The sequence below is a fragment of the Streptomyces sp. D2-8 genome (genome assembly GCF_023184515.1).
GTDB lineage: Bacteria > Actinomycetota > Actinomycetes > Streptomycetales > Streptomycetaceae > Streptomyces.
This window is the reverse complement of the sequence record NZ_JAAHBP010000021.1, coordinates 188,270-210,901: the sequence shown is the minus strand read 5'-3', so window position 1 is coordinate 210,901 and position 22,632 is coordinate 188,270. Positions and strand designations below refer to the sequence as shown.

Below are 22,632 nucleotides of genomic sequence, written 5' to 3'. Positions count from 1 at the left end.
ACCAGCAACACCGAACGCACCGAGGCCCTGGCAGACTTCCTCCACACCTACAACCACCACCGCTGCCACACCGCACTCGGCGGCCACCCACCGATCAGCCGTGTGAACAACGCTTCAGGTCAATACACCTAGTGCGGCAGCCGGAGCGGCGCGCCGGTGATGCCGGCAGTCGGTGAAACGGACGACCGGCCGTGCGCGGCGTGCCGTCGGGCGGCTGCCGGCCCCGGATGGGCACTCCCAGGAACGAGTGCATCGGCGGGTGATGGGGAGGGAAGCCGTACGACGACGCGTGCTCGGAGATCTCCGCCAGCCGCAGCGGCTCCGGGTGCCGGATCAGCTCGCCCAGGATGCCGTGCCCGCTGGGCGGGTCGCCGATCCCGGCCCGCTACTCGTCGCCGATGCCGACGGTGTGGAACTCGGAGAGCATGCGGTCGTCGCCGATGACGCCCAGCGCCCCGTACTCGGCGTCCACGAGCACCACGGCCGCCTCGACGATGTGCCGGAGCACCTGCGGCAGATCCAGCTCCCGCCCACCTACAGCACCGCTTCGAGCAGGCTGTGCAACCGTTCCTGGGTGCCCCGGGCCGCGTCAATCCGCGCCTGGAGTTCGCCCAGCAGTTCGTCCATGCGCCGCGGCGCACCCGCGAGGGCGCCTTCTTCGCCTCACGATAGTGGGTCGCCGCCTGGCCGGACGGGTTTCCGGCCAGGCGGCGGACAGGGCCGGGCGGCCCCCGCGCACCGGGCCGGACGGCCCGGTGCGCGGGCACGGGAAGCCGCCTAGGGTCGCTGCTGGGACTGGCCCCTCATGAAGCGGGAGCGGAATGACGTGAAGATCATCGCGTACGGAGTCCTCACCGACGAGCGGCCTCTGCTCCAGGCGGCCCTCGACCGGGCGTTCGGCGACCGCCACGAGCTGCGCTGCCTGCAGCTGTTCCTCAACCGGGACACCGCCCCCACCGCGGCCGGTCACGAGATCGTGCTCAGCAGCGTGAACGACACCCTCGACGCCGCGGTGCTGCGGGACCTCTCCAAGGGCGGCGCCAAGCTGATCGCCCAGCGGGCCACGGGCTACAACAACATCGACCTGACGGCGGCCCAGGACCTCGGTCTGACGGTGGCCCGGGTCTCGTTCTACTCGCCGTACTCGGTCGCCGAGTTCGCCTGGGCGCTCGCGCTGGCCGTCGGCAGGCGCATCGTCCGCGCCGCGCACCGCACGCGCGAGTTCGACTTCCGCCTCGACGGTCTGCTCGGCCGCGACCTGCACGGCCGCACCGTGGGCGTGGTGGGCACCGGCAAGATCGGCACCGCGTTCGCCCGGATCGCGCACGGCTTCGGCATGCGCCTGCTCGGCTGGGACATCGCCGAGAACCCCGAGTGCCTCGCGCTCGGGATGGAGTACGTCCCGCGCGAGCGGCTGTTCGCCGAGTCCGACTGGTCAGCCTGCACGTACCGCTGGTGCCGGACACCCACCACCTGGTGGACGCCCGGATGCTGGACCTGATGAAGCCGGACGCCGTCCTGGTCAACTCGAGCCGCGGCGGACTGGTCGACACCGACGCCCTGCTGACCACACTGCGCTCCGGCCGGCTCGCCGGTGTCGGTCTGGACGTCTACGAGGAGGAGGCCGGGGTGTTCTTCCTCGACAAGTCCCTGGAGGTGATGACCGACGAGCGCCTGGCGCGGCTGATGACGTTCCCCAACGTGCTGGTCACCTCGCACCAGGCGTACTTCACCCGCGACGCCGTGGGTCAGATCGCCGAGACGACCATGCGCAACATCGAGGACTGGGCCGCGGGCCGCGCGAGCGACAACGTCCTGACCAGTCCCGGCTCCTGACGAGCGGTCGCACGGCCCGGCAGCCGCTCACGCAGGCCCCGTCAGCGCCGCACCCTCGGCATCCCCAGCCCGATCCACGAGATGATCTCCCGCTGGATCTCGTTGTTGCCCCCGCCGAAGGTGAAGATGACCGCCGAGCGGTAACCGCGTTCCAGTTCGCCGTGCAGGGCCGCGCCGGCCGAGCCCTCCTTCAGGGCGCCGAGGGCCGCGACGATCTCCATGAGCCAGGCGTAGGCGTCGCGCCGGGCCTCCGAGCCGTACACCTTGACGGCGGAGGCGTCCTGCGGGGTGAGGGTGCCGTCCTGGACCGCGCCGACCATCTGCCAGTTGAGCAGTTTGAGCGCGTCCAGCCGGGCGTGGGTGCGGGCCAGGAGGCGGCGCACCCACGGCAGGTCGGCGACCCGGCGGCCGTCGGCGAGCTTGGTCTCCGTCGTCCAGCGCCGCACGTCGTGCAGGGCGCGGATCGCCATGGTGCCGTGGGCGGCCAGGGTCACGCGTTCGTGGTTGAGCTGGTTGGTGATGAGCCGCCAGCCCTGGTTCTCGGCGCCGACCCGGCGGGAGACGGGGACGCGTACGTTCTCGTAGTAGCTCGCGGTGGTGTCGTGCGAGGCGAGGGTGTTGATCAGGGTGCAGGAGTAGCCGGGGTCGGAGGTCGGCACCAGGAGCATGGTGATGCCCTTGTGCGGCGGGGCGTCCGGGTCGGTGCGGACCGCCAGCCACACCCAGTCGGCCGTGTCGCCGTTGGTCGTCCAGATCTTCTGGCCGTCGACGACGTAGTGGTCGCCGTCCCGCACCGCCCTGGTGCGCAGCGACGCGAGGTCGGTGCCCGCGCCGGGCTCGCTGTAGCCGATGGCGAAGTCGATCTCGCCGGCGAGGATCTTCGGCAGGAAGTACGCCTTCTGCTCGTCGGTGCCGTACCGCATGATCGTGGGGCCGACGGTGTTGAGCGCCATGAGCGGCAGCGGAACGCCGGCCTGGGCGGCCTCGTCGAAGAAGATGAACTGCTCCATCGCCGTCAGGCCGCGCCCGCCGTACTCCCTCGGCCAGCCGACGCCGAGCCAGCCGTCCGTGCCGAGCCGCCGGATGGTCTCGCGGTAGAACCGCTTCTGGGCGGCCGGCTCGCCGTGCCGGGCGTACATGTGGTCCGGGACCAGTTCGGCGAAGTAGGACCGCAGTTCGGTGCGCAGCCGCTGCTGCTCGGGCGTGTATTCGAGGTGCACGGCGCCTCCAGGCTCCCAAGGCCGGTCCTGTCGGCGCACACCGTAGAACGTGTTCCAGAAATAGGGAATGGCGTTGTCGGTTCGGCGTTGTCGGTGCTGTCAGCGTGGTCAGTGTTGTCAGTGTTGTCAGTGTTGTCAGTTCAGCGTGGCGAGGAAGTCCGTGCACGCCCGTGCGCATGCGCGGCACGCCGCCGCCGAGTCCTCCGCTCCCGGTTGCCGGTCGAAGACGTGGGCGGCCTCCAGGCACACGGTCCGGCACCACTCCACCTGGATGCGGATGCTGGACTCATCCACCTGGTTCTGCTCGGACAGCACACGGCACGTCGCGTCGCAGACCTCCGCGCACATGATGCCCTTGCGCCGTACGAGTTCCTGGTTCTCGGTGCCGTCGGGATCCACGAGGCTCGCGCGCAGCGCGCACGCCCGCGCGCACTCGGTGCATGCCTGCGCACAGGCGAAGCGGTCCTCCAGGAACCGGAACAGCTCCTGCTGGGATGTCGTCGAAGTCACACAGCGCGGGTAGCCCCGGCCGACGCCGGTCAAACCCGGTGTTCCCAAGGGTTCCGCGCGATGCGGCCCTCGCCTGTGCCCAGCAGGTTCACGAAGTGGACCAGGGGTACCCGCGTGCCATGAATAGCGCATGGATGGAGATGGCCGCGGGCAGTGGCGCCGTCGGCATCGGGCTGATCGTGGCGGGTGTGGTGGTCGTGGCCCTGCTGCTGGGGGCCTTCGTCCTCGGCGTTCGTGTCAAGCGCAAGGAGCTGCCCACACCGCGCCCGGACGAGCAGCCGCGGCTGCCCGAAGGGGGCCCGGTCCGCGAGACGAGTGAGCGCCGGGAGCCCGAGGAGGTCCCCCGGAGCGAGGAACGCCTGACCCCGCACCAGCTGAAGGGTCACGGCACCATGAGCGACCGGACGAGCGCGTCGCAGGAGCGCCCGCGCTGGAACGAGGGCGGCAGCGGTTCGTTCGGCAGCGGCGGCCCGGGCGGCTGACCCCCCGGGGCGGTGGCTCGGGGCAGCCGCGCAGTCCTGACAGAAGGGCCCGTGCCTGTGCACGGGCCCTTCCGCATGCCCGGGGTCGGCACCACGAGGGTGAGGTGGATCACAGGTTTCGAGTGCATCGTGCCGTGGGGGCCGGCGTCTTTTGAGAGGTGTAGGGGGCCACTGAGACGCAGGACGGTGAGGATGGAGCAGGTTCGGGCGGACGGCTTCGACGAGTTCGCGGCCGCCCGTTGGTCGGCGCTGCTCCATGTCGCGCGTCTGCTCACGGGGGGTGACCGGCAGCGTGCCGAGGATCTGGTGCAGGAGGCCTTGGTCAAGTTGTGGTTCGCCTGGCCGAAGGTCGCCGAGCAGGCTCCGGAGGCGTACGTCCGCACGGTGCTGGTGCGGCTGGCGGCCCGCTCGGCGCGGCGCCGCTGGTGGGGGGAGCGCCCGGTGGAGCAGCTGCCCGACCGGGCCGGCCCCGGCGACCTGTCGTCCGCCGTCGCGGAGCGTTCGCGGCTGGAGGCGGCGCTGGCCCTGCTGTCGCCGAAGCAGCGGGCCGCGGTGGTGCTGCGCTACTACGAGGACCTGCCCGAGGCCCAGGTCGCCCAGGCCCTGGGCTGCCCGGTGGGCACTGCCCGGTCCCATGCCTCACGCGGAGTCGCGCGGCTCCGCCAGATCCTGTCCGACGCCGTCAGGCCCGTGGGGTGAAAGGAGAACCGATGGACGACTTCGAGCGGGACCTGTCGCGGCTGATGCGCGACACCCGGCAGCACACCCCTTACGAGCCCGCGCACCGGCGGCGGCTGCACGCGGGCATCCGGGCCCGCCGCCGGTCGCGGTTGCTGTGGAAGGCCGGCGGCTCCGCCGTGGCGGTGGCCGGGCTCAGCGTCGGGCTGGCCCTGCTGCCCGGCCTGCTCACCCGGGCCCAGCCCCCCGCCGATCACCGGCCGCAGCCGGCGACGAGCCCGACGGCCTCGCCGGACAGCACGCCGACGACCGAGCCGTCGGCGACGAGCCCGACTCCGACCCGGCAGCCCGAGACGTCCCTGCCGGCGACCACGACCGGCGGCAGCACGCCGTCCGGGACGACGAGCGAGCCGACCGACCCCACGCCGCCGGCCACGGCCTCCGAGAGCCGGACCGGCTCGACGCCGCCCGCTCCTCCGCCCTCCCCCACTCCGACGACGGCCCCTCCGTCCCCTCTGGACTCCGAGGAACCCTCCGCATCGGTGCACCCCGAGTAGCCGCCTGAGCGGCCCTCCCCGTCAGGGGCGCACGCGCCCCGAACCTCCTCGGCGCACCACCCGCCACGGGCGCCTTCGGCGTGCCCGGAACCGGCGCGCGGGCATGCCCTGCGCCAGAAAGAGACCGTGAGACAGCCATGCGAACCGTACGGCGGTCGGCCCTGATCGAGCGCCCGATACCCGAGCCGTCCGCGTTGCCGCGCCGGGCTCCCCTGCCCGCGCACCACCCGGACCCCGTCCTCGACGTGGTCGTTCCCGTGTACAACGAGGAGAACGACCTGGAGCCGTGCGTCCGGCGCCTGCACGCGCACCTGGGCGAGACCTTCCCCTACGCCTTCCGCATCACCATCGCCGACAACGCCAGCACCGACGGGACCCCGCGGATCGCCGCACGGCTGGCCGCGGAACTGCCCGGCACGGACTTCCTCCGGCTGGCCGAGAAGGGTCGGGGCCGTGCGCTGCACACCGCCTGGTCACGCTCCCGCGCCCCGGTGCTGGCGTATCTGGACGTGGACCTGTCCACCGACCTCGCCGCGCTGCTGCCGCTGGTCGCGCCGCTGATCTCGGGCCACTCGGACATCGCCATCGGTACCCGGCTGGCCCGTGGCTCGCGGGTGGTGCGCGGACCGAAACGGGAGATCATCTCCCGCTGCTACAACGGGCTGCTGCGCTCCACGCTCGCCGTGGGGTTCTCCGACGCGCAGTGCGGGTTCAAGGCGGTGCGGCGGGACGTCGCCGAGCGGCTGCTGCCGCTGGTGGAGGACCGCGAGTGGTTCTTCGACACCGAGTTGCTGGTCATCGCCGAGCGTGCGGGGCTGCGGATCCACGAGGTGCCGGTGGACTGGGTGGACGACCCGGACAGCCGGGTCCACCTCCTCTCCACGGCGGTGGCAGATCTGCGGGGCATGGCCAGGCTCGGCCGGGCCCTGGCCGGCGGCCGGCTGCCGCTGACCGAGCTGCGCCGCAACGGCGGCGATCTCGCCGGGGATCTGCCCGCGGGTCTGGCCCGGCAGGTGGTGCGGTTCGCCGCCGTCGGTGCCGCCAGCACCCTGTGCTACCTGCTGCTGTACACCGTGCTGAGACCGGCGACGGGAGCGCAGGCCGCCAACGCGCTCGCCCTGCTCGCCAGCGCGATCGCCAACACGGCGGCCAACCGGCGGCTCACCTTCGGGGTGCGGGGCCGTGGCGGCCTGCTCCGCCATCACCTCAAGGGCCTCGCCGCCTTCCTGGTCGGGCTGGTCCTGACCAGCGGTTCGCTGGCCGTCCTCCACCACACCGCGCCCGGGGCCGGCCACCGGGTGGAGCTGGTGACGCTGGTCGGCGCCAACCTGGCCGCGACGCTGCTGCGCTTCCTCCTCTTCCGGGCCTGGGTGTTCCCGGCCCGCCGTACGACAGGACCCTCCGCCCCATGAGCACCCTCCAGTTGCGTCGCCCGCCCTCCGGCCTCGACCACCCCGAAGCCCCCCGCGGCTCCCGGGAGTTGTGGCCACGACTGCGCGCCGCGGCGGTGCGCCACGGGCCCGTGCTGCTGACATACGGCGTGCTGAAGCTGGCCGGCTTCGCCGTCTTCATGTATCTGCTGGACTCCGCGGGCGACTTCCGGAAGAAGAACCCGCGCTTCGGCGGCGGCGAACACGCCTGGGACGTCCTGGCCAGCTGGGACGGCTGGTGGTACCAGCAGATCGCCCAGCACGGGTACGACCCCGCCCTGCAACCGGTCCCGGGCGCGACGGGCCTGATCACCCTGGAGGGCAACTCGGCGGCGTTCTTCCCGCTGTACCCGACGCTGATGCGGCTGGTCTCGGAGTGCACCGGACTCGGCCTGTACGGCGCCGGCATGACGGTCTCCGTCATCGCCTCGTTCGCCGCCGCGCTCGGCATCCACGCCGTGACGACCCGCCCGGGCGGCCCCCGGGCCGGACTGGTCGCGGCCGGTCTGTGGGCGGTCTGGCCCGGCTCGGGCACGGAGTGGTCGGGCTACTCGGAATCCCTCTACACGGCCCTCGCCGCGTGGTCCTGTCACGCCGTCATGACCCGCCGCTGGCTCACCGCCGGCCTGCTGACCTGCGCGGCCGGGCTCTGCCGACCCACCGCCGTCGCGCTCGTCGCCGCCCTCGCCGTCGCCGCGGTACTGACCCTGCGCCGACGCGGGAAGAAGGGGGCCTGGCACCCGGACGGCCCGCGCCCGGGCGTCCGCCGCCCGCTCGCCGCCGTGGCGATCGCGCCGCTGGGCCTGTTCGGCTACCTCGCCTGGGTCAACTACCGCATGGGCGACGTCAACGGCTACTCCAAGCTCCAGGACGGCGCCTGGGCCCACAAGTTCGACTGGGGAGTCCACACGTTCAACGTGCTGACGTCCATCCCGGTCGGTCACTTCGACTATCTCTTCGCGATGCCCTTCGAGGACGTCATCGGCGTCTGCGTGGTGCTGATGGTGCCGGTGCTGACCGTGCTGCTGATACGGCTGCGACCGCCTGCCGTGCTCGTCGTCTACACCGTCCTCTCCTACCTCATGGTGATGACCACCCAGCAGTACTTCGGCAACGTCTCGCGCTATCTGCTCCCGCTCTTCCCGCTGTTCGTCCCGCTCGCTCTCGCCATGCGCCGGCTCCGATGGCCGTCCCTGGCCGCGGTGCTCGGCACGGCCGCGCTGGCGTCCGGGTCGTATGCGGGATACGTGCTGTTCGAGCTGGGGGTGCCGTAAACCGCCGTCGGCGCCCGGGGAGTCGGCTCCGAAACACTCCCTTCACCCAGGAAGTCGAACTGCGCGATCGCCTGGGTGGTGACCGTGGCCACCGACATCGGCATCAACAAGTACGTGCTGAAGCTGTCCCCGCACGCCCCCGAGTTCCGCCGCGGCATGCTCTACGCCGTCAACCCGGTCGGGGTCGTCCCTTCGTCGCCGCCTCGGGGCTGTCCATCGCCCTGTACTTCCACGCCCTCGGTGACGCACTCCAGCCGTACTCCCCCGTCGCCGCGGCCGTCATCGCCTTCGTCCTCACGCCGCTCATGGCCGTGGTCACCCAGGGCAAGTACTACCTGCGCCGCACCGACGACGGCATCACCGAGCCGCTGTTCGACAAGGACGGCAACCCCAGTGCCGTCACCTACGAGTGCCATGTGTGCCGGCAGCAGTTCGAGCGCCCGGACGTGGCGGCCTGCCGCACGCACGACGCGGTCGTCTGCTCGCTGTGCCTGAGCACCGACAAGGTCGGCGACCACGTCCTGCCGGCCGGGGTCTGACCCGTACGGCGGGAGCGCGGTCGGGCGCTCCCGCCGTACGGCACGTTCCAACTCGGTCTCGGACGCGCGGTGCGGGCCCGGACGGGGCGGCGGCTCCGGGGCCCGGGCGGCATACTGATCTTGCACTGCGCAGTGATCAGGCCGACGGTCAAAGAGGGGACGACGGGACGTGACCACCGATGAGCCGGACGGGCGGGGGACTCCCCACGAGCCGCCCGGCGTTCCCCCGGCCCCCGACGAGGTGTGGCTGAGGTTCCTCACGGACAGCGAGTCCGCCATACGCGTCTCCGCTCCCAGGGAGCCCTCCGCCGAGGAGCGGGCGGCGGGGCGGCAGCTCCAACCCCCGCACGCCGTCGGTGACCTGTGGCAGCCGGAGGACCTGTGGGTCCGCGTGGCGTGGCGGGACCTGGACGGCCGGGCCAAGGTCCGGCGCGCGGGACGGGTCGTCGCCACCGCGGCCGCCGTCGCCCTGGCTCTGGGTGCCTGGTCCCAGCTGTCCACCGGCGCGGGAGCGGGCCACCGGCCCGGCGAGAACACGGTGCGGCAGGTCGAGGGCGCGACCGCGCGGCTGCCCACAGCCACGCCCCTCCCGTCCGCATCCGCCGTCCCGCAGCCGTCCCGATAGCCCACGCAGGACGGGTACGGGTCCGGCCCCGGGCCCGCTTCGGCCGTCCCCCGGCGCAGGGGTCCGGTCAGCGGCTGCTCAGGTCCAGCGGGCGGTCAGCGGCCCGGTCGACGGCCAGGACACGGTCGGCCACACCTGACCGTGCCGCCGGGGCAGCCGGTGAGTACGGCGGCGGAACAGCCGCGGTACCGCCACGTCAGCCCGTCTTCCAGCCCCTCCGTGTGTCGATCCGCTCCCACTCCGCGTCCCACTGGGCCATCCGCCGCCGGTCCAGGGCCAGGTGGGTCACCCATGTGACTCCCAGTACCGCACAGCCCGCGAACGCCCCTGCGAGCGCGCCGCCCACGGCGATGTGCAGCCAGGCCTCGCCGCCGGACACCGGTGGGGTCGTGATGTCACCGCTCCGGTTCACCCACACGGAGACGGTGCTCCCGGCCGGCGCCCTGGGCGGTACCCGGGCTTCCTCCCGGTGGGCCGAGCCGTCGGCCGCGGTCCACCGCACCTTGCCCCACACCCGTTGGTCACTGGCCTCGCGGGCCGGTGACGGGCCGGGCGCGTCCTTGACGAGCACCGCCGGAACCTGGCGGCTCTCGGCCCGCTGCCGATCGACGGCCCGCTCGACCGTGCCCGCCGCCATCAGCCCCGCGACCAGCCCGACCAGCAGGGCGAGCACCCAGCCGGCGAGCACGACCCAGGCTTCGACGACGTCGACGCGCCGCTTGAGCGCGTTGCGTCGCCACCGCCACCACCGCACGGTCGTGCACTCTGACGCTTCCATCGGCCGACACCCCCTCGTGAGCACCGGCAGCACCCTTCCAGTGTGCGCCTGACAGCGGCGAACGCTCGCCGATCAGTGCCGGGCGGCTTGCCCCGAGGGCGCGAGGGCGTGGTTCAGCCGGGGGACGCCGCGATCCGTACCCGGTCGCTCTCGTCGCCGGAGAGGAAGGAGGCCATCGCCCGCCCCTCCTCGGCGACCGTGGTGCGGTCGGCCCGGGAGAAGCGGCGCAGCGGGGTGACGAGCACGGTGTCCGCCTCGACGGTCCAGGTCGCGGCGACCCTGCCGTCGACCAGGACGACGCGTTCGCCGGCGACGGACAGATGGCGGTGCGCGTCGTCGATGATCCGGCTGCGGTCGTGGTAGCCGAGGATCGCGTTGTCGAACGCCGGCAGGAACCGCACGGGTGCCGGGGTGTCGGGGTCGGGGCGGGGCGCGTCGGGGAGGTCGAGCAGCTCGCGGCCGCGTGCGTCGCGGAAGGCGACCAGTTCCTCGCGCAGGGCGGAGACCGCGGCGGGCAGTCCGGCGAGCCCGCACCAGGCGCGCAGGTCGGCTGAGGCGGCGGGGCCGAAGGCGGCCAGGTAGCGCCGTACCAGCGCCCGGCCGACGGGGTCTGGGCCGTCGGGGGCGGGTGGGTCGATCTCGCGTCCCAGCCAGGAGGAGATCAGCGCGTAGCGCACTCCCGCCTTCGTGCGCCACAGACCGCGCGGCGGCAGTTGCACCGTCGGGAGGAGGGCGGCGACCAGCATTTCTCCCAGGGGCCGTGGACCGGCCGCTGGCCAGCGGTCGGCGACGGCTCGCGCGACGTCGGACATGGAGCGGGGTTCACCGTCGGCCATGACCTTCCGCCCCGCCGCGGCGAGTTCGCCGGGATCGACCCCGTCGAGTTCGCGCCGGTAGACCCCGAGGACCCGCTGGCGCAGCATGCCGTCGTGGCGGGCGCGCCAGGCCACGACGTCGTCGGCGGTGACGAGATGGACGGTGCGGCGCATGAGGTGGGTGCGCACGACACGCCGCCCGGTCAGCAGGTCCGACAGCTCCGCCGGGTCGAACGCCCGCAGCCGCGACCAGAGCCCGGCGAACGGCTCCTGCGGTTCCTGCGCCTGGAGACCGCACAGGTGCGCGACGGTGTCGAGGACCGGCAGGTCGGCGCGGTCGAGGAGCAACTGCCGGGCGAGGGTGGCGCGATTGAGCGCCCGGACGTCGAGAACGGTCATCGCAGCACCTGGCCTTCGAGTCGTGTGCCGACCCGTGGTCCAGACGTCCGGGCGGCTTGCGCGCTCACGGTCGCACGGGATGCGGTCAGATCGTGACCGCATCCGGCGTCGGCGCGGCTCAGCCGGAGTGCTCCGTGTCACGAGGCGGGGCGCGGGGACGATCCCGCACGGCTGACACAGCAGGACCTCGCCCGCCGGCTCTGGGAGACGGACGACACGGCGGCGCGACTGCTGGCGAGGCAAGGCGACGTCCGTTCGTCACGGCGTCACGGCGTCACGGCATCGTGCTCTGGGCACTGACGAGTTCGGTGACCGCGCGGAGACCGCCGTGGGCGAGGGCGGCGCGCTGCCGGTCCGCGCCCGTGCCGTCCTGCAGCAGCCGGTGGATCAGGGACGTGACCTGTCGGGAGTCGCCCGACGCGTCGAGGGCGGGAGCGACGTGCCGCAGGAACTCGTAGAGCACGTCGCCGGCGCGGTGCGGTGTGCCGCCGGGGTCGACCAGGGTGTCGCCGAGCCCGTGCCGGGCGGCGTGCCACATGGCGGCCTGGAGCAGTTCCGGAGCGTAGTCGGGCAGGGGCGCGTCGGCGGCCGCTTCCGCCAGGGCGGTCTCCACCAGGGCCCGGATGATCGCGGCGAGCATGACCGCCTCGTCCGCGCGCAGTTGGACGTCCAGGCACCGCACCTCGATGGTCGGGTAGGTGGCCGACAGGCGGGCCTGCCAGTAGAGCTGCCCGGTGTCGGAGATCAGGCCGGAATCCAGCAGCCGGTCCACGCGACGGTCGTAGTCCGCGGCGTCCTGGAAGTGCGGGGGCATGCCGCTGACCGGCCACCTGCTGAAGATCACCGTGCGCCAGCTCGCGAAGCCCGTGTCGTGGCCGTCCCAGAGCGGGGAGTTCGCCGCCATGGCGGTCAGCGTCGGCAGTCGGGAGCGGATCCGGTTCAGAACCTGCACGCCCGCGTCCCGGTCGGGCACGGCGACGTGCACGTGCGTGCCGTTGACCAGCTGCTCCGCCACCAGCTGCGGCGCCTGGGTGACCATGGCCCGGTAGCGGGCCTGGTCGGTGACGGCGATGGGGCGGCCGTGCCGCAGTGGCGGTGTCCCGCACACCCCGATCCGGCAGCCGTACTCCTCGGCGGCGACGCCGACGGCGTGCCGCAGGCGCAGCAGATGGCCTCCTACCTCCTCCAGGGTTTCGCAGACCGGGGTGGCCACCTCGACCTGCGCCTGGAGCAGCTCGTACTGCACCTCCTGGTCGGTCACCAGATGCCCCACGCCCGCCGCGGCGCGCACTTTGTCCGCCTGAGGTACCGGCAGGCCCGTGACCGGGTCGAGCAGCAGGTACTCCTCTTCCACGCCGATCGTCGTCATCGACCACCCTCTGTTCCGCCCGGCGGCCGGGCCGGATTCCGGCGCGCGTCAGGCGCCATTCACGCAGCGATGGTCACCTCTCGGGGCACGCTCGCGGGTTACCGAGTGCCGCGCTCACGGCGTAACAAAACATGACGCAGAGGCAGAAACCGCTTGCGCCGGGAAAGGCAACGGCGCGGTGTTCCCCAGCGGCCGGAGCCCGCCGCTCGGTCGAATGGATCATTCCGCCATTCGGCTCAGGGACACTCGGCGGCAGACACGGGTGACGAACCGGACGGAATAGGTTCCTGGACGGGTCGGATGACCGTCCGTGCACCGTTGCTGCCGATCGAGGGACTGATGGCGACACACACTGAACCGGTGGCCCCGGCACCCGCGGTCGAGCGCCGCGGCCGGGGGAAGGCGGTCGTCTCCTGGCTGACGACCACCGATCACAAGAAGATCGGGCACCTGTACCTGATCACGTCGTTCGGATTCTTCCTGGCCGCCGGGGCGCTGGCGATGCCCATCCGGGCGGAGCCGGCCCGGCCGGGGCGATGTGGCGGGGTTCGCTCTCGTTCGAACCACCCATGCTCTGGGCGCTGGGCTTCCTGGTCACCTTCCTCTTCGGCGGCCTGACCGGTGCGATCCTGGGCTCCCCGCCGCTCGACGGGCACGTCACCGACAGCTACTTCGTGGTCGCCCACTTCCACTACGCCGTGTTCGGCACCGTCGTCTTCGCGATGTTCGGCGGATTCGGCTTCTGGTGGCCGCAGATGACGGGCACGATGCTCGGCCTGTCGACCCTGCCGGCGAGCCTGGACCAGGCGGCGAACACCGGGCAGCCCGATGTGCTCGACGCCGACGGGCACGTGAGCGAGCGGCCGTGAGACGCGGCAGGCACGAGACGCCCGCCGGCGAGCAGCGCAGCGTCCTGGCCGACGAGACCGAGGGCTATCTCCTCGCCCATGCCCAGCGCGACCAGGCCCAGCGCGAGGCGGAGGATCTCTGCGCACGGATGGCGTGGCTGACGACCGCCCAAGCCGAGGAGCTCACCGGCCACTACGTCCGCCGGCGTCTCGATGTCACCCGGCAGCTGATGCTCGGCACCGTGCGACGAGCCGAGGAGCTGCGGCAGGAGTACGAGAGCCGCTACGCGGGCCTCCGGCGCGCCCTGCTCCGCCGCCACGCGGCCGGTGCCTGCGCCGTCCTGGCCTGTGCCGCCGGGGTGAGCGCACTGGCCGGTGTACTCACCCGCTGAGGGTCCGGATCATCGGCCGTGGCCGTCCTCGCGGGGCAGCGGCCCGGCGTCGGTACGGCGGCCCAGGGCCGTTCCGGGCCGCCAGGGCACCGGCCGCGTGGCGGCGGCGCGGGCGCTCGGACGCGCGGCGGCTTCGCCGGCACCGGTCAAGGACCGCTGCTCCCCTTCGAGTTCTGCCCTCGGACTTCGAAGGACTCGATGCCGCATGGTCCGGCCCACGAGCGGGCGCTCCGCCGGCAGGCGGGGACCGTGGAATCGACCCGAGGTCGTACGGTGATCGGCGCCGGGATGCGGCCTCGTCCCGCTGCCGCCACGATGAAGACATGGTTGCCGTCGGTCCCGCCGACCGTTTCGACGCCTTCCGTGCCCTCGCCGGCCGGCGCGGGCGGCCTGGAGACCGGTTGATCGAGTCGCTGGCCGAGGCCGGAGCGGGCAGGGCGGACGGTCCCGGGAGCTGGGCTCCGGACGTCGCCGCCCGAGTCGGATTGCCTGCCGCCGCCGCGCTGGGACCGGCCAGCTACTACGCGGATCTCGCCACCCCCCACAGCCCCCGCCATGTCCGGGTGTGCGCCGCCACTGCCTGCTTCGCGGCGCGAGCCGGACGGCACCTCGCAGACGTCGAGGACGCGCTGGGCACCAGCCCCGGCACGGCCTCGCCGGACGGTGACGTGTCGGTGCAGGAGGTCCGCTGTCTGGGCTACTGCTACGCGGGACCCGCCGCGCTCGACGGCGACACGCCCTGCACCGGTCCGACGCTCGCCATGCAGCTCACCGGGCGGGAGCCACCGTCAGCACCGGGGATACCGGCGGCCGACGACACCGGTGACCCCGTTCTGCTGGGTGGTGTGCTCCGCGGTGAGCCCCCTTGGCAGGTGTGGCCGGGGTCGGTGACGACGGGCACTCCCGCGCAGGTCCTCAGCGAGGTCGCGGCGTCCGGGCTGCGAGGGCGTGGCGGCGCGGGGTTCCGGGTGGCGGCGAAGTGGGAGGCGGCCGGCCGCGGCGCCGGCACGGTGGTCGTGGCCAATGGCGACGAAGGGGATCCCGGCTCGTACGCCGACAGACTGCTGATGGAGGCCGATCCGGCACGGGTGCTGGAGGGACTGGCCCTGGCCTGTTTCGCCTGCGGGGCCCCCCAGGGCGTGGTGCTGGTGCGCTCCGAGTACCCGGCCGCTCTGGCACGGATGCGGGAAGCCGTGGGGCAGGCCTATGCCGACGGCCATCTCGGCCCGTCCGTGCACGGTACGGCCACCGCGCTCGACATCCGGCTCGTCGAAGGCGCCGGGTCCTACGTCGCAGGCGAGGAGACCGCGCTGATCGCGGGGCTGGAGGGCGGCCGGGGATGTGCCGGGCCGCGCCCGCCGTACCCGACCGAGCGGGGCCTGTGGGACGCGCCGACCGTGGTCAACAACGTGGAGACCCTGGCGGCCGTGCCATGGATCGTCCGGCGGGGCGGCGAGGCGTACGCCCGGCGCGGCACGCCCGCCGAGACGGGGACCAAGCTGGTGTGTCTCTCCGAACGGTTCGCCCGGCCGGGTTGCCACGAGGTCGAGATCGGCACGCCCGTGCGGCGGATCGTGACGGAACTGGGCGGTGGCCTGAAGGACGGTGCCGAGCTCGCCGCTCTCCAGGTCGGCGGGCCCCTGGGTGGCTTCCTTGCCGCCGACGCCCTGGACGTACCCCTGTCGGAGGCCGGCCTGTCGGCTCGGGGCGCCGCCCTGGGCCATGCCGGTCTGGTGGCCTTCGACCAGCGCGTGGCGCCGCAGGACGTGTTGCGGCACGTCTGGGAGTTCGCCGCGGCCGAGAGCTGCGGGGCGTGTTCGCCCTGCCGGGTCGGCTCGCGCCGCGGCCTGGAGACGGCCTGCGCCGGGACTCCGCCGGGCCGGGAGTGGGAGCGGCTGTCGCGTGTCCTGGCCGAGGCCAGCCTGTGTGCCTTCGGACGGCGGATCCCGCTCGCCGTGCGGAGTCTCGCCCGCGCCTACGGGGACCGACTGGCGGGGTGGGGCCCATGACCACCATCGCGGTCGAGGTCGACGGGACCGGCGTCGAGGTGCCCGAGGGGACTTCGCTGCTCACGGCGGTGCGGGCGGCCGGGGTCGAGCTGCCCGCGCTCTGCTCCGACGACCGGCTCAGCCCTGCCGGTTCCTGCCGTACCTGCCTGGTACGGGCCGACGGGCGTGTCGCGGCGGCCTGTGTCACCCCCTCGTCCCCCGGCACCCGTATCGACACCGCGACTGAGGATCTTGTGCAGCTGCGCAGGGACGCGGTGGGGGTCATCGTCTCCGCTCTGCCGCCCCGGGCGCTCGCCGAGGGCAGTCTCAGTGAACTGGCCCATGCCTGCCGGTCGATGGGCATCGGTCCTGAGACGGCGCGGGGTTCCGGGGGCCGGGGCGGGGACGACTCCCACCCGTACGTCCATCTCGACCGGGACCTGTGCATCGCCTGCGGCCGGTGTGTGCGGATGTGCTCCGAGGTGCAGGGGACCTTCGCCCTCACTCTGGTCGGCAGAGGCGCGGACACGGTGGTGGCCCCGGGCACCGGCGGGCCCTGGGCCGAGTCGGACTGCGTGGCCTGCGGGGGCTGCGTCGACACCTGCCCCACGGGCGCGATCACCCAGCCCGGGCCGGCGCGCGGGATCACGTCCGCGTTCCCGCCCGGGGCGGCTCGGACGCGCACCACCTGCGGCTACTGCGGCGTGGGTTGCACCCTGGACGTGGTCGCCCAGGACGGTGACGTCGCGACCGTGCTACCCGCCCGGGACGGCCCGGTCAACCAGGGGCACGCGTGTGTGAAGGGCCGCTTCGCCCACGGATTCCGCACGTCCCCCGAGCGGCTCACCCGGCCCCTGCTCCGGCGCGGCGGCACGCTGGAACCGGCCGGCTGGGACGAGGCGCTCGGCCATGTCGCCCGGGGCCTGCGTGCGGCCGTCGACGCCGGCGGCCCGGACGCCGTGGCGGCGATCTCCTCGGCCCGCGCCACCAACGAGGACAACTACCTCGTCCAGAAGTTCATGCGGGTCGTGATCGGCACCAACAACGTCGACAACTGCTCCCGCCTCTGCCACTCCCCCTCCGCCGCCGGCCTGACGGCGTCCTTCGGGCTCTCCGGCGGCACCGACACCTTCGACGACGTCGAGCAGGCCGACTGTCTGCTGGTGGTCGGCGCCAACCCCGTCGAGGCCCACCCGGTGGTCGGAGCACGGCTGCTGAGGCGCGTGCTGCACGGAGCGAAGCTGGTCGTGGCCGACCCCCGCGCGGTCGGGCTCGCCCTGCACGCCGACGTCCACCTCCGGCCCCGCCCGGGCACCAACGTCGCGCTGTTCCACGGACTGGCCCACGTCCTGCTCGCCGAGGATCTGATCGACGCGGAGTTCCTGCGCGAGCGGGCGACCGGGCTGCCGGAGCTCACCGGGCTGCTGGCCGGCTACCCGCCCGAACGGGTCGCGGACATCACCGGCGTACCCGCCTCGGACCTGGTCGCCGCCGCCCGCCTCTACGGCGGGGCCGAGCGGCCGGCCATCGTCTACGGCCTGGGCGTCACCGAGCACCTCCACGGCACCGACGGGGTGCGGTCGCTCGCCAACCTGGCGATCCTGCGCGGCGCCGTGGGAACCGACCGGGGCCTCGGGGTCAACCCGCTGCGCGGCCAGAACAACGTGCAGGGCGCCTCCGACATGGGCGCCCTGCCGGACCTGCTGCCCGGGTACGGCAAGGTGACCGACCCGGCTGTCCGTTCACGGGTGGAGGACGTCTGGGGCGCACCGCCCCCGGCACGGCCCGGTCTGCGGATCCCGGACATGTTCGCCGCCGCACGGGCGGGAGACCTGCGGGCCCTGTGGGTCATCGGCGAGGACGTCCGCGCCACCGACCCCGACGCCAACCGGGTGGCCCAGGCCCTGGACGCCTGCCCGCTCGTCGTGTGCAACGAACTGTTCCTGTCCGAGACCGCCCGGCACGCCGACGTCGTCCTGCCGGTCGCCTCCTGGCTGGAGAAGGACGGGACCTTCGTCAACTTCGACCGCCGGTTCCAGCGGGTCCGCCCCGCCGTTCCCCCGCCGGGAGAGAGCCGGACCGACTTCGACATCGTCCGGGCCCTCGCCACCATGATGGGAGTCGACCTGGGCTGCGCGACACCCGCCGGCGCCCTCGCCGAGTGCGCCCGACTCGCGCCCGTCTTCGCCGGGCTCTCCCACGACCGGCTGGACCGCGAGGGCGCCGTCCCCTGGCCCTGCCGCGCCCCCGACCAGCCGGGAGAGGCCAAGCTGTACCTGGAGCGGTTCGCCACGCCGGACGGCCGCGCCCACCTCGCCGCCGCCCCCTACCTCCCTCCCGGCGAGCAGCCGGGCGACGGCTACCCGCTGGTCCTGGTCACCGGGCGGCGCTGGGCGCACTACAACTCCGGCAGCATGACCCGGCGCGGCGGCAATCTCGCTCTCGACCCGGTCGACTTCCTCGATCTCCACCCCGACGACGCCGCCCGGTACGGGCTGCGGGGCGGCGAGGAGGTCTCGGTGGAGAGCCGGCACGGCCGGGCCCGGCTGATCGCCCGCGTCAGTGAACAGACAGCTCCCGGCCAGGTCTTCTGCTCCTTCCACTTTCCCGCGAGCGGCGTGAACCGGCTCACCTCCGACCACGCGGACACCGTCACGTCCTGCCCCGAGTACAAGGTCACCGCGGTCCGCGTGGCCACGCCGTGACGGCGGCGGTCCGAGGCACTCGGCCATGGGTATCCGAACTCCCCTGCTGACACCCGGAGACGGGGGGCACGGGTCGGCGGCCCTGAGCGGGACGGGCGGCCCCGCGGTGCAGACGGTCACGACCACGGAGGCCTTCGCCGCGGTGGACACCTCGCCGCGGGGACTCGCGGCGGCGGACGCGGCGGCACGGCGCGACCGGTACGGCCCCAACGAACTCCCGCCCGCCGGGCGACGGGGACTGTGGCGAGAGCTGGCCGGTCAGTTCACCGACCTCTTCGCCGTCGTGCTGCTCGTCGCGTCGGCGATCACGTTCCTGGCCTACGGGCTTCAGGAGCCCCGGGACGTGGGCACTCTGCAACTGGCCGTGGCGATCCTCGGCGTGGTGGTGCTGAACGCGGCCATCGGCTTCGCGCAGGAGTACTCCGCCGAGCGAACGGCCGAGTCGCTGCAGGCCATGGTGCCGCACACCTGCCGGGTGCTCCGCGACGGGGAGCGGCGGGAGGTGCCCGCACGCGACCTGGTGCCCGGGGACGTGGTCGTCCTGGAGGCCGGCGACGCGGTACCGGCGGACTGCCGCCTCGTGGAGGCCCACGAGGTCTCCGTCAACAACGCGGCGCTGACCGGGGAGAGCGACGCCGTCGGCCGTACGGCCGAGCCGGTGGCGGCCGGACCGGTCCTCCAGGCCCGCAACTGCCTGTTCATGGGCACCGATGTCGTGGCGGGTTCCGCGAAGGCGGTGGTGTTCGCCACCGGCGCGGCGACCGAGTTCGGAGGGATCTTCCGGCTCGCTGCCGCGGCGCCGCGACAGAAGACTCCGCTGCAGCGCCAGGTGGCCCTGATGGCCCGCCGAGTCGCGGGAACCGCGCTGGCGATCGGCGCCGCCCTGTTCGCGGTGCGCGTGCCCACCGGGCAGCCGTTCGTCGAGACCTTCGTGTTCGCGCTCGGGGTCATGGTCGCCCTCGTCCCCGAGGGCCTGCCCGCGACGCTGTCGGTGTCGCTGGCGATCGGGGTGCGGCGCATGGCCCGTCGGCACGCCCTGGTGAAACAGCTGCTGGCCGTGGAGGCACTGGGGTCCACCACCGTCGTGTGCACGGACAAGACGGGGACACTCACCCAGGCGGAGATGACCGTCGTGCAGGTGTGGGCGGGCGGCACGCGGCACGCCGTGTCCGGGGTGGGGTACGCGCCTGAGGGCGACGTGGCCGACCCGCGGCCGGTGCGGGAACTGCTGAGGGTCGCGGCGCTGTGCTCCAACGCCCGGCTGGTGCCTCCGTCGGACCGCCAGGGATGGCGGGTGCTCGGCGACACCACTGAAGGCGCCCTGCTCGTGGCCGCGGCGAAGGCCGGAATCGACCGTGCCGCCGAGGAAGCGGCGACGCCGCGCGTGGCGGAGTACCCCTTCGACTCGGTCCGCAAGCTGATGAGCACCGTGCACGGTGACACCGCCGACGGCTACCACGCCTACGTCAAGGGCGCGCCGCAGGAGCTGCTCGCCCGCTGCACGCGCATCGACTGGAGAGGAGAGCGGCTGCCGTTGACCGAGGAGCTGCGTGCCGCTGTCATCGCCGCCAACGACGGGCTGGCCTCGCAGGGGCTGCGCGTGCTGGCGGCGGCACGGCGGCCCGTGCCGGATCCCCGCCCCGCCCAGGACGAAGTGGAGTCGGAGCTGACGCTCCTGGGGCTCGTCGGCATGCTCGACCCGCCGCGGCCCGAGGTCAGCGACGCGGTCGCCGCCTGCCGACGGGCCCGTATCCGGATCGTCATGGTCACCGGGGACCACCAGCTGACGGCCGAGGCCGTCGCCCGTCGCGTGGGTATCGTCTCCCGGCCCGAGCCCACCGTGGTGACCGGGGCACGGCTCGACGCCCTCGACGACGACGGCCTGGACACCCTCTTGGCCGCGCCGGACGAGCTGCTGCTGTGCCGGGTCGGCCCGGAACACAAGATGCGGGTCGTCACCGCGCTCCAGCGACGGGGCGAAGTCGTCGCGGTCACCGGCGACGGCGCCAACGACGCACCCGCCCTCAAGCACGCCGACATCGGCGTCGCGATGGGCGCCTCCGGCACCGATGTCGCCCGGGAGGCGGCGGTGATGGTGCTGCTGGACGACTCGTTCGCCTCCATCGCCGCGGCGGTCAGGCTCGGCCGGTCGGTCTACCAGAACATCCGCAAGTTCCTGGTCTACGTCTTCAGCAGCAACATCGGCGAGCTCGGTCCGATCGTGGCCGCGACCTTCGCCGGGTTCCCGCTGGTTCCCCTCAGCGCCGTGCAGATCCTCGCCATCGACCTCGGCTCCGACGTCCTGCCCGCCCTCGCGCTCGGCGCCGAGCGGCCGGAGCCCGACGTGATGGACCGCCCGCCCCGCTCCCGGCGCGAACGGCTCTTCTCGTCCGCCGTGATGGGGCGCATCCTCTTCCTGGGCGGCATCCAGGCCCTCGGTGTGACCGCCGTGTTCTTCTGGCACATCCACGCCTCCGGAATCCCGTACGCGGACATCACCGAGGACGACATCGTCTACCGGGAAGCGGTCACCCTGGTCCAGGCGGGGGTCGTGCTCAGCCAGTTCTTCGTCGCCCTGGCGGTACGCACGGACCGGCAGAGCGTGTTCCGCATCGGCCTGCTGTCCAACTCGTGGCTGCTGGCCGCCGGTGGCTTCGGCATCGCCCTGATGGCGGCGATCAGCTACCTGCCCCCGCTCCAGGCGCTCTTCAACACCGCTCCCCTGGCCGCCACGGACTGGGCGGTCCTCGCCGCCTTCGGCGCCCTGCTCCTGGCCGCGGAAGAAGCCCGCAAGTGGTGGCTGCGCCGCCGGCCGACGAGTCCGAAGGGAGAAGCACGATGAGAGTGATCATCGCGGGCTGCGGCCGGGTGGGATCCACACTCGCGGTCCAGCTCGTCGCCGAGGGCCACGAGGTGCGGCTCATCGACCGGTCGGGCCGGGCCCGCAGGAGGCTCCCGGCCGGCTTCCCGGGCCGGTTCCACGAGGGCAACGGGTACAGCCGCGCGGTGCTCGAGGCAGCCGGGATCGAGCACGCGGACGCCTTCGTCGCCGTCACCTCGGGCGACAACAGCAACATCGTCAGCGCGCGGACGGCCAAGGAGACCTACCGCGTGCCGATCGTCCTCGCCCGCATCTACGATCCCCACCGCGCCGACATCTACCGGGAACTCGGCATCCCCACCATCGCCAGCGTCCGCTGGACGGTCCACCGGATCCACCAGATGCTGCTGCATCGCCACCTCACGCCCGAACTGTCCTTCGGCAACGGCGAGACCCTGCTGATCCGCTCGCAGCTGCCCGACTACCTCACCGGTCGACGCCTGATCGAGTGCGACGTGGACGGCGAGATCCGCGTCGTGGAGATCACCCGCGCGGGCCGCTCGCTCGTGCCCGCGCACAGCACCCTGGCCGAGCGCGGCGATCTGGTCACCTTCGCCGTGTCCGCCACCTCGCTGGGCAGGCTGCGCGGCTTCCTGGACAAGGAGCTGGGAACATGAGGGCTCTCATCGCCGGCGCGGGACGCCTGGGCACCCAGATCGCCCAGGTCCTGGCCGCCGCCCGCAACGACGTCACCCTCGTCGACGTCGACGAGGACCGCATCGCCGAGCTCGAAGGCCACCTCCCCGTACGCCTCGTGGCCGGTGACGCCTGCGAACCCGCCTTCCTGGAGCACGCCGGCGCACTCGCCGCCGACCTCGTCATCGCCACCACCGGCACGGACGAGGACAACCTCGTCATCAGCCTCCTCGCCAAGCGGCAGTTCGCCGTGCCCCGTGTGGCGGCCCGCGTCAACGACGCGGAGAACGCCTGGCTCTTCGACCAGCACTGGGGCGTCGACACCGCGGTACCCGCCGCCACCCCCCTGATCTCCCTCATCGAGGAAGCCACCGGCGCCACCGACACCGTCGCTCTGCTGCGCCTGAGCAAGGCGGGTGTCGACGTCATCGAGACGACCATCACGGCGCGGTCCCGCGCCGCGGGCCGCACGCTCGTCGAGATCCCCCTTCCCGAGGGCGCCGTCATCGCGACCGTGATCCGCGACGGCCAGCCCACGGTTCCCGCCCCCGGGATGCGGCTCCGGCCCGGCGACGAACTGCTCGTCGTCTCCCACGCCGCCACCGAACAGGAGATCCACACCGCATTCCAGTGAGGGCCGACGTCCCGGCCGAAGGCAGGGGCGACCTCC

Annotated in this window: 18 protein-coding genes and 5 pseudogenes; 16 read left to right on the top strand and 7 right to left on the bottom strand. The window is 73.2% G+C overall.

The annotated features are described in order from the left end of the window. A pseudogene (locus G3I77_RS31390) lies at positions 1-132 on the top strand (IS481 family transposase); the annotation flags it as partial. 85 nt (positions 133-217) lie between these two features. Here G3I77_RS31390 and G3I77_RS31385 read toward each other — a convergent pair. Next, positions 218-627 (bottom strand): annotated as a pseudogene (locus G3I77_RS31385) (GAF domain-containing protein); the annotation flags it as partial. Positions 628-826: 199 nt separating this feature from the next. On the opposite strand from G3I77_RS31385, the pseudogene G3I77_RS31380 reads away from it, so the two are divergent. Then, positions 827-1,836, top strand: a pseudogene (locus G3I77_RS31380) (2-hydroxyacid dehydrogenase). A gap of 41 nt (positions 1,837-1,877) precedes the next feature. Here G3I77_RS31380 and G3I77_RS31375 read toward each other — a convergent pair. Together G3I77_RS31375 and G3I77_RS31370 are read right to left on the bottom strand one after the other, a co-directional pair. Beyond that, entirely contained in the window at positions 1,878-3,056 is a 1,179-nt protein-coding gene (locus tag G3I77_RS31375; protein WP_248508951.1) for an acyl-CoA dehydrogenase family protein, read from the bottom strand. A 135-nt stretch (positions 3,057-3,191) separates the two neighbouring features. Continuing rightward, positions 3,192-3,566 (bottom strand): ferredoxin, encoded by a 375-nt coding sequence (locus G3I77_RS31370; protein ID WP_246111694.1) that lies wholly within the window; start codon positions 3,564-3,566, stop codon positions 3,192-3,194. Positions 3,567-3,685: 119 nt separating this feature from the next. On the opposite strand from G3I77_RS31370, the gene G3I77_RS31365 reads away from it, so the two are divergent. From G3I77_RS31365 to G3I77_RS31335, 7 genes and pseudogenes are all read left to right on the top strand, one after another. Continuing rightward, on the top strand, positions 3,686-4,048 hold the full coding sequence (locus tag G3I77_RS31365; RefSeq protein ID WP_248508950.1) for a DUF6479 family protein: 363 nt from the start codon (positions 3,686-3,688) through the stop codon (positions 4,046-4,048). 192 nt (positions 4,049-4,240) lie between these two features. Continuing rightward, positions 4,241-4,747: a SigE family RNA polymerase sigma factor gene (locus G3I77_RS31360; protein ID WP_248508948.1), complete on the top strand. Its 507-nt coding sequence runs from the start codon at positions 4,241-4,243 to the stop codon at positions 4,745-4,747. An 11-nt stretch (positions 4,748-4,758) separates the two neighbouring features. Then, positions 4,759-5,283, top strand: coding sequence for a cellulase (locus G3I77_RS31355; RefSeq protein WP_248508946.1), 525 nt, complete (start codon positions 4,759-4,761; stop codon positions 5,281-5,283). A gap of 137 nt (positions 5,284-5,420) precedes the next feature. Next, positions 5,421-6,695, top strand: a complete 1,275-nt coding sequence (locus G3I77_RS31350) for a bifunctional glycosyltransferase family 2/GtrA family protein (protein ID WP_248508945.1) — start codon at positions 5,421-5,423, stop codon at positions 6,693-6,695. After that, entirely contained in the window at positions 6,692-7,987 is a 1,296-nt protein-coding gene (locus tag G3I77_RS31345; protein WP_248508944.1) for a hypothetical protein, read from the top strand. The genes G3I77_RS31350 and G3I77_RS31345 overlap by 4 nt, the downstream gene beginning before the upstream one ends. 54 nt (positions 7,988-8,041) lie before the next feature. After that, a pseudogene (locus tag G3I77_RS31340) lies at positions 8,042-8,526 on the top strand (allantoin permease); the annotation flags it as partial. 169 nt (positions 8,527-8,695) lie between these two features. After that, the gene (locus G3I77_RS31335) at positions 8,696-9,151 is read left to right on the top strand and encodes a hypothetical protein (protein ID WP_248508943.1); all 456 of its coding nucleotides are present in this window, start codon (positions 8,696-8,698) and stop codon (positions 9,149-9,151) included. A gap of 196 nt (positions 9,152-9,347) precedes the next feature. On the opposite strand, the gene G3I77_RS31330 is transcribed toward G3I77_RS31335, so the two are convergent. The 3 genes from G3I77_RS31330 to G3I77_RS31320 all read right to left on the bottom strand — a co-directional run bounded on the left by G3I77_RS31330 (position 9,348) and on the right by G3I77_RS31320 (position 12,512). Next, positions 9,348-9,929, bottom strand: coding sequence for a hypothetical protein (locus tag G3I77_RS31330; protein ID WP_248508942.1), 582 nt, complete (start codon positions 9,927-9,929; stop codon positions 9,348-9,350). A 113-nt stretch (positions 9,930-10,042) separates the two neighbouring features. Beyond that, positions 10,043-11,143, bottom strand: a complete 1,101-nt coding sequence (locus G3I77_RS31325; protein ID WP_248508941.1) for a winged helix DNA-binding domain-containing protein — start codon at positions 11,141-11,143, stop codon at positions 10,043-10,045. A 274-nt stretch (positions 11,144-11,417) separates the two neighbouring features. Then, entirely contained in the window at positions 11,418-12,512 is a 1,095-nt protein-coding gene (locus G3I77_RS31320) for a glutamate--cysteine ligase (protein WP_248508939.1), read from the bottom strand. A 530-nt stretch (positions 12,513-13,042) separates the two neighbouring features. On the opposite strand from G3I77_RS31320, the pseudogene G3I77_RS31315 reads away from it, so the two are divergent. Next, positions 13,043-13,285 (top strand): annotated as a pseudogene (locus G3I77_RS31315) (cbb3-type cytochrome c oxidase subunit I); the annotation flags it as partial. Positions 13,286-13,377: 92 nt separating this feature from the next. Then, on the top strand, positions 13,378-13,752 hold the full coding sequence (locus tag G3I77_RS31310; protein WP_248508937.1) for a hypothetical protein: 375 nt from the start codon (positions 13,378-13,380) through the stop codon (positions 13,750-13,752). 9 nt (positions 13,753-13,761) lie between these two features. Here the strand turns inward: G3I77_RS31310 and G3I77_RS31305 are convergent, their stop codons facing one another. Further along, positions 13,762-13,902, bottom strand: a complete 141-nt coding sequence (locus G3I77_RS31305) for a hypothetical protein (RefSeq protein WP_248508935.1) — start codon at positions 13,900-13,902, stop codon at positions 13,762-13,764. Positions 13,903-14,075: 173 nt separating this feature from the next. Between G3I77_RS31305 and G3I77_RS31300 the strand changes: the two genes are divergently transcribed. The 5 genes from G3I77_RS31300 to G3I77_RS31280 are packed head-to-tail and all read left to right on the top strand — an operon-like array spanning position 14,076 to position 22,596. Further along, on the top strand, positions 14,076-15,761 hold the full coding sequence (locus G3I77_RS31300) for an NAD(P)H-dependent oxidoreductase subunit E (RefSeq protein WP_248508933.1): 1,686 nt from the start codon (positions 14,076-14,078) through the stop codon (positions 15,759-15,761). Then, entirely contained in the window at positions 15,758-18,445 is a 2,688-nt protein-coding gene (fdhF, locus tag G3I77_RS31295; RefSeq protein WP_248508932.1) for a formate dehydrogenase subunit alpha, read from the top strand. Before G3I77_RS31300 ends, fdhF begins: the two co-directional genes overlap by 4 nt. A gap of 25 nt (positions 18,446-18,470) precedes the next feature. Beyond that, positions 18,471-21,287: a cation-transporting P-type ATPase gene (locus G3I77_RS31290; protein WP_248508931.1), complete on the top strand. Its 2,817-nt coding sequence runs from the start codon at positions 18,471-18,473 to the stop codon at positions 21,285-21,287. Continuing rightward, on the top strand, positions 21,284-21,943 hold the full coding sequence (locus G3I77_RS31285; RefSeq protein WP_248508930.1) for a TrkA family potassium uptake protein: 660 nt from the start codon (positions 21,284-21,286) through the stop codon (positions 21,941-21,943). The genes G3I77_RS31290 and G3I77_RS31285 overlap by 4 nt, the downstream gene beginning before the upstream one ends. Next, positions 21,940-22,596 (top strand): TrkA family potassium uptake protein, encoded by a 657-nt coding sequence (locus G3I77_RS31280; RefSeq protein ID WP_248508929.1) that lies wholly within the window; start codon positions 21,940-21,942, stop codon positions 22,594-22,596. The genes G3I77_RS31285 and G3I77_RS31280 overlap by 4 nt, the downstream gene beginning before the upstream one ends. The last annotated feature ends 36 nt before the right edge of the window (positions 22,597-22,632 follow it).